Source organism: Methanonatronarchaeum thermophilum, assembly GCF_002153915.1.
Taxonomy (GTDB): domain Archaea; phylum Halobacteriota; class Methanonatronarchaeia; order Methanonatronarchaeales; family Methanonatronarchaeaceae; genus Methanonatronarchaeum; species Methanonatronarchaeum thermophilum.
In genome coordinates, this window is the sequence record NZ_MRZU01000003.1 from 291,501 (window position 1) to 297,500 (window position 6,000).

Sequence of the window (6,000 nt, forward strand, 5' to 3'; positions counted from 1 at the left end):
TATAAATAAATTAAAAACCTTATTTATGGTAAAAATCAAGAATTACAGAGTATTTAGGTATTTGGGTCTTCAAATTCCTCCATAGTTGTTTGTTTTATTTCGTCTTTAATTTCATCTATTAAGTGTTGGCACTTGTTTTGAAACGATTGGAGGGACCTTGCAACTACTTTCCACTCAGTTTTTGTTGTTCCACTTACTTTTTCTAATGTTTCATCTAATTTTTCTTTGGAAAGCTTATTTAATATTTTAGAAACCTTACTTCTAAGCTCCTTTTTCATTGATTCATCGACTCTTTCCCAAAATGGATGACAATCTTCGAGTATCGTATCGACTTCGACTTTATCTTTACCCTTTTCCATGGTTATTGATAAGATTGAAGTTAGAACACTGATTATTAGTTGTTTTTCATCTTCAGGTTGAGAGCCAAACGGATAGTATTCGGTGGGAACTTTTCGATCCTCATCGAGGTCTATTGGAAAAACTTTTTTCAATTTTTCATCTTCAAAATTATTGCCTTCAAAGGTTTTGATTTTAGAGATCTTGCCTTTTTCCTCTTCAAACCTTACAATTGTCAATGAATCTTTTATTTGAGGTTTATTAATAAGGTCTTGTTTACAAGAAGAAAGACCTACATCTACTGAGAAATGGTTGGGATTGATGATTTCAACTTTGCCTCTTTGGTGGAGAGGTTGTGGAGAGTCTTTCAAAGTTCTGTATTTCTCTAACTGATCTTCTTTCAAGGTTTTTGATTTTGCGTCTATAATAATTGAATGGTTGAATTTTTTACTTGTTAAAATAATATCAGGATTGATTTTTTTACCGTTTGCATAAAAAGATGGTTCTATGTTGTCTGTAGAGTATTTTAAGTTTCTTAGAGGATTTGGAAACTTGCTGTCTCTGTGGCAGAGCCCTATCCAGGCATTAATTTGAAGGGTATTATCCGATATATTCATCATTTTTAAATCTCCATTTCAGCACTTGAGTCATAATACCTTTGTAGGTTGACGAAAATTCTTAGAGCCGTGTTTCCACATGCAGCCTCTGGAAGATATAATCTTATCCACTTTGGTGTCATTTCCATGGTATATTTATCGCCATTATGTAAATCGATGCCTTTCACCTTGAAATAGTCTTCTTCAATTTCGGTTTTAAGCCCCCATAACCGAAGTGGGTTTTCGGATGAAACGATATAAGATATGAATTCTTCTATGTTCTCAATTTCATTTTTTAGGTCTATGACTATTGGGTCACCTTCTATTTCGATTTTTTCATCTTTAGACTGATAGGTAATCCTATGTTTATTTTCAATCGTTTCCAATAAATTAGAATATCCATCTACAATTTGTTCTACGGTGTCAAGATGCAGTTGAACAGAGTTGCCACCTCTAGTTGTGAATCTGCCGTCAAATCCTATGTCTTCTAGGATGAAATCATCACCCTCACCCCATCTCTTTATCCCTATACTTGATAATGAAAAGAACTCTTCTGTTTTTTCTCCCTTCAAAACATCATATAGATCTTGAGAACCACGTCCCCAGCTTCTTATCGATAAATCACCAAAAGATAATTTGTCTTCAATATATTTTTCTGGAAAAATCTTTTTAGGTTTATACTTTGCACCTAAACCTCTAAATTCACCAAGCTCAGTAAATTCTTCCTGAAGTTTTATTGGCATCCAAGGATGATCTAATCCACTTCTAACATAACTCATAAATTTTTCAATCACTCTTTTTGAAGGACGGGACTTACTAAGAGTGTAAAATAACCAAAATCTGGGGTTTGAAAAGTCAATAAAAAACTCAACCTCTCCCTCAACTAAAACTTTCACTAGTTTTGAATCAATCTCTTTAGTTTTTTCTACATTAAAAGAGGTAAGAAACTCCTTAATTTCAACATTAGATTCAATAATAAAAGTTTTTAGAAGATTTTGCCTATGTTCAAGTTCTTGATCTTCACTTAAACTTTCATAACTTCTTTCGATATTTTTTTGGAAATAATCAAACAGTTCCCGTCTACTTTCAACTTGAGTACCTGGCATACAAATACAATTAAGAATTAAAATTGTTTATTATAAAAATCTTGACATTATAGGCCGTATACAAAACGAAAATTAAGTTATTTTTAGATAGTTTTCATTTTCATTTCCAGTTTCTATGACTCTTGAATGTTCCTTTAAAATTCCCCAGATGTAACTTGAATTCCATTCACACTTGTTACAACTATCTATTTTTTCATTTTTTCCAATGAGACCACGAACTGAGCTACTAAATTCGCCTGAAACGCCTTCAATAATTTTATTTGAAATTTTTATCTTTCATTTTAGGGCTTTAAACCAAGAAAAAACTTAAATTAAAAACCATTTAAAACGAAATAATAGTAAAATATAAATCAAAGTCCTGCATCAAATATAATTAGGGCTAGAAGGATTAAGGCATCTTATAGGATATCAAAAAACTGATATTTATTAAAATGGCCAATTAAGAATGCAGTAAATATTGAATTCATATTTGCTTTACTTCCTCTAGCTCTTTAACATCCATTACTTTCAGTAGCTCTCTATCTCATTTTTCTGCATAAACTTTGTAGCCCTATTTATCCCTATCCTCGGTATTTATTGTCAAGTAGTTTGTTTTGGGTGAAGTTTGGGGAGGATTGTGTGCTGTTATATAGGTATGTTGCTTTGATGTTGGGACTTGATTCTGAGTTTTTGGTTGATGTAGTTTTTTATATAATGTGAGAAATATTGAAGTAATCTTTTAGATGAAAATTAGTTTTTATATCTGTTTTTTCTTTTTCAAGTTACTATATATTAATTAGTCTGTTTATTTCACTTCACTATCACTTTAAAATTGTTTTCCTGTTTTCTAGAGATTTATGTAACGACATCTCACTTTTAATCCAATATATTAAAATTAAACCAATAAAATAGTAAAATATAAATCAAAGTCCTGCATCAAATATAATTAGGGCTAGAAGGATTAAGGCATCTTATAGGATATCAAAAAACTGATATTTATTAAAATGGCCAATTAAGAATGCAGTAAATATTGAATTCATATTTGCTTTACTTCCTCTAGCTCTTTAACATCCATTACTTTCAGTAGCTCTCTATCTCATTTTTCTGCATAAACTTTGTTGGGCTATTTATCTTTATCTCTGGTATGTTTTTATTAAGTTGTTTTGTTGGTTGGTGTTGTTGTGGGTGTTTTGAATGGGGAGTCTATGTTTAGGAAGATTGGTCTGCAGGAAGCAGTTTTGTTGGCTGTTGTCTTGGTGAGTGGACTGGTGGCCTTTGGTTTAGGTCATTTTGAGATCTATGGCTATTCTTTGTCTGGTGTGTATGCTGGGTGGATTGTTGTAGCTCTCATGGTTGCTGGATATGCGTTGAATAAAAAAAGAGGTTGGCATCATTTTGAGGATTGGGAGAAGAGACTGTTCCTGGCTGCCGGGTTACTGCTGGTTGGGTTGGAGTATATTACGGAGGTTTCGAATACGTTTTATGGTAGTGAGATCTGGGGTACGGTTGGACTGGCAATAGTGATAACTGCTTATGCGATTTTGAGTTGGAAGGGATAGCCTTGGACAGTAAATTTGTTTTTGTCTCACTATTACTCTGCGGCCTACTTGTTGTGGGTGGGGGCTCGGTATACGCTGAAACTGATGGTCAGACACATCAAGACCTGGTTTGCGAAGATGTCCTGGCGGTTGGTGAGTTCATAACAATCAATAGTGAAGGCGAAGTAATCACAGACCTAACATCGATAACACTGGAAGATAGCTTGGTTGACGTTGAAAATAATACAGTTAGTTTAGAGCTCAGCAGCCTAGACCAATTTAAGACCGTATCGGTGTATATCGATAGTTCTGTTTTGGGGGGTGTGAGTGCTGGGGATATCGTTGTTTCCAGTGATGTTGGTATGGAGTTTGCTGACTTGGATGTTGTTTTAGAAGGCAACAGCTCTATATATTTTGTTGAGGCTCTGGAGAACGATACTCACGTGGTGATGTCGGTTGAATTTGGCGGTGAAACACAGGAAGTTACGGTTGAGGGTGGTTCTGGGTTTTTTGGTTGGCTGTCTGGTGATTTAGGTGGCTCCGGTATCCCGGTCTGGTTAGTCCTTGTTGTTTTGGTGGTTGGGGGTTATTTATATCTGAATCGGGAGGAGTGAATGCATCGACTATTGATCTCCCTCCTACTCATTTTATTTATAGTTTTATCAGCCGGTTCAGTGTATTGTGCAGACACAGGTGACAGTGTTTCTGGTTCGGTGGAGAGGGAGAGTAATTTTTTAAGTGATTTTTTTCGGGTGATAACTGGGACTACCGTTCACGAGAAGTATGATACCACGTATTTTGGTGCTGGGTATACTTGGATAATGGATTTGTTTGGTGTTGGTGATGATAGGGATGACGCAGCGCTGAACAGTGCCTTAATATACGATCATGCTATGCATCTATCTAAGGATGATAGTTTTATTCAGAAGACATTCTTGAATGAGGTTGGGAATACGGAGACTTTTGTTTGGAGTTTGGTTAAGTCGGAGGTTTTGAAGGAGTTGAATAATGGTTCGGGTGAGGTGGTTGCTGTTGGTGTTGTTGATGAAGCGGTTGATGATTATTACAGTTCGGTTCAATACAATATGATTCAGCAGTTGAATAGTCAGGTGTTGACGGTTCAACATCTTTTGGAGGTCGGTGAGGATATTGATACAGAGTTTGAGTATCCTTTTTATGCTGAGTGGGATTATCGTTATAGTAGTTGGCAGGATGGGAGTACGCAGACCGATACAAGGGATTTGGATTTAGATTTGGATAGTTTCTATACACGGGATTTTACTTTGTATAATGGTAGTGTTGTTGAGGTTTTAGATTATAGTGAGAAGAGTGTTGGCTCTGTTCCTAATAATCATGGGAGTAAAGTTTTCTATGTTTTCCCATATCCAGATAATAGTGAGGGTGTTATTTGTGGTGGAGCAGCTGAATCCAGAGATTCAAACCTTTTAATCAACAACCCAAGCGGGGATTCAGGAGTTGTGTTAGACCTTGATATGTGGGAGGAGCTTTGGGATAACTTAGATGAAACAAGAAACAGAATGCTGGATAACTCAGAAACTTACGTACAAGAAGTATACACGGAATATGAAACCGGAGACATCGATTTAGGGGAACTAGTGGATCCGTATGTACTTGCTCAGCACATGAATACGCTGCATAACCAGACCGGATACTATGGTTTCGCAGGAGCAGAACTCGCATTACTCGGCATCTCAACCAGCATACACGACCGCTTCATAATCCAAATACAAGAAAGCAACAACCTACCAAACAACTCCACCTGGGAATGCATGCTATTCACAGACGCAGAAATAGCCAACAACACACTCAAAACAGGAATGATAATCAACACAACCGAATATAACTCCCCATTCTACATTGCATCTGGCCAGGGCATCTTCCATCTACAGGATACAACATTCGAAATCCAAGAAATCATCAGCTTCGATGGAGAACAACTGGATACGGTAGAGCTATACAAACCGGTATACCACACGATGAACATCTCTGAGTTTGAAGAGGAGTTGCTGCAGATCCAGGAAATGTACGAAGTAATCGGGAGTTGGGAAGCTGGATCCGGAACCCCAGACAGGGATGGCGTTACAGTCGACGACCTAACAGGATGGCTCAACAAAGATTTATTAGGCATCCCCTACTGGCTGATCATTCTCGGTGTTGGTGTTTTTGTCTGGCTTCGCCAATCGGATAGTAGTGATATAGTGGTTAGGCGAGAATAAAAATGATAAGTCTTAAAACGGCTGGATGTAGAATCGGTGTCCTATGCCTTATCCCGCTACTTATCCTTTCTTTCATCCCAGTTGTATCAGCAGAAGAGATGTCAGGTGAATTTGAGGGTGTTGCGGTTGATGAGATCACACGGATCCTAGATTATGAGTTTGTTGATGGTGTTCTTGTTGTGGAGTTGGAGAGTGATTTGTCTCAGAC

Annotated in this window: 6 protein-coding genes (1 of these 6 cut by a window edge); 4 read left to right on the top strand and 2 right to left on the bottom strand. The window is 36.8% G+C overall.

Annotated features, from left to right (window positions below):
- Window positions 1–53 precede the first annotated feature (53 nt).
- Both AMET1_RS02770 and AMET1_RS02775 read right to left on the bottom strand, forming a co-directional pair.
- Window positions 54–956: a hypothetical protein gene (locus AMET1_RS02770; protein WP_086636956.1), complete on the bottom strand. Its 903-nt coding sequence runs from the start codon at window positions 954–956 to the stop codon at window positions 54–56.
- Between the two features lie 2 nt (window positions 957–958).
- On the bottom strand, window positions 959–2,038 hold the full coding sequence (locus tag AMET1_RS02775; protein ID WP_086636957.1) for a hypothetical protein: 1,080 nt from the start codon (window positions 2,036–2,038) through the stop codon (window positions 959–961).
- 1,169 nt (window positions 2,039–3,207) lie between these two features.
- On the opposite strand from AMET1_RS02775, the gene AMET1_RS02780 reads away from it, so the two are divergent.
- The 4 genes in view from AMET1_RS02780 to AMET1_RS02795 are tightly spaced (at most 2 nt apart) and all read left to right on the top strand, a layout consistent with a single transcriptional unit that may run on beyond the window.
- The gene (locus AMET1_RS02780) at window positions 3,208–3,576 is read left to right on the top strand and encodes a hypothetical protein (RefSeq protein WP_143406821.1); all 369 of its coding nucleotides are present in this window, start codon (window positions 3,208–3,210) and stop codon (window positions 3,574–3,576) included.
- A gap of 2 nt (window positions 3,577–3,578) precedes the next feature.
- Window positions 3,579–4,169 carry a hypothetical protein gene (locus tag AMET1_RS02785; protein ID WP_143406822.1) on the top strand — a complete coding sequence of 197 codons (591 nt, stop codon included), beginning with the start codon at window positions 3,579–3,581 and terminating at the stop codon, window positions 4,167–4,169.
- Window positions 4,170–5,792: a hypothetical protein gene (locus AMET1_RS02790; RefSeq protein WP_086636960.1), complete on the top strand. Its 1,623-nt coding sequence runs from the start codon at window positions 4,170–4,172 to the stop codon at window positions 5,790–5,792.
- A 2-nt stretch (window positions 5,793–5,794) separates the two neighbouring features.
- On the top strand, window positions 5,795–6,000 hold the 5' end (the start) of the coding sequence (locus AMET1_RS02795) for a hypothetical protein (protein ID WP_086636961.1). The gene runs 328 nt beyond the window's last position; 206 of the gene's 534 nt are visible here — the first part of the coding sequence; its start codon is at window positions 5,795–5,797; its stop codon lies off the right edge, out of view.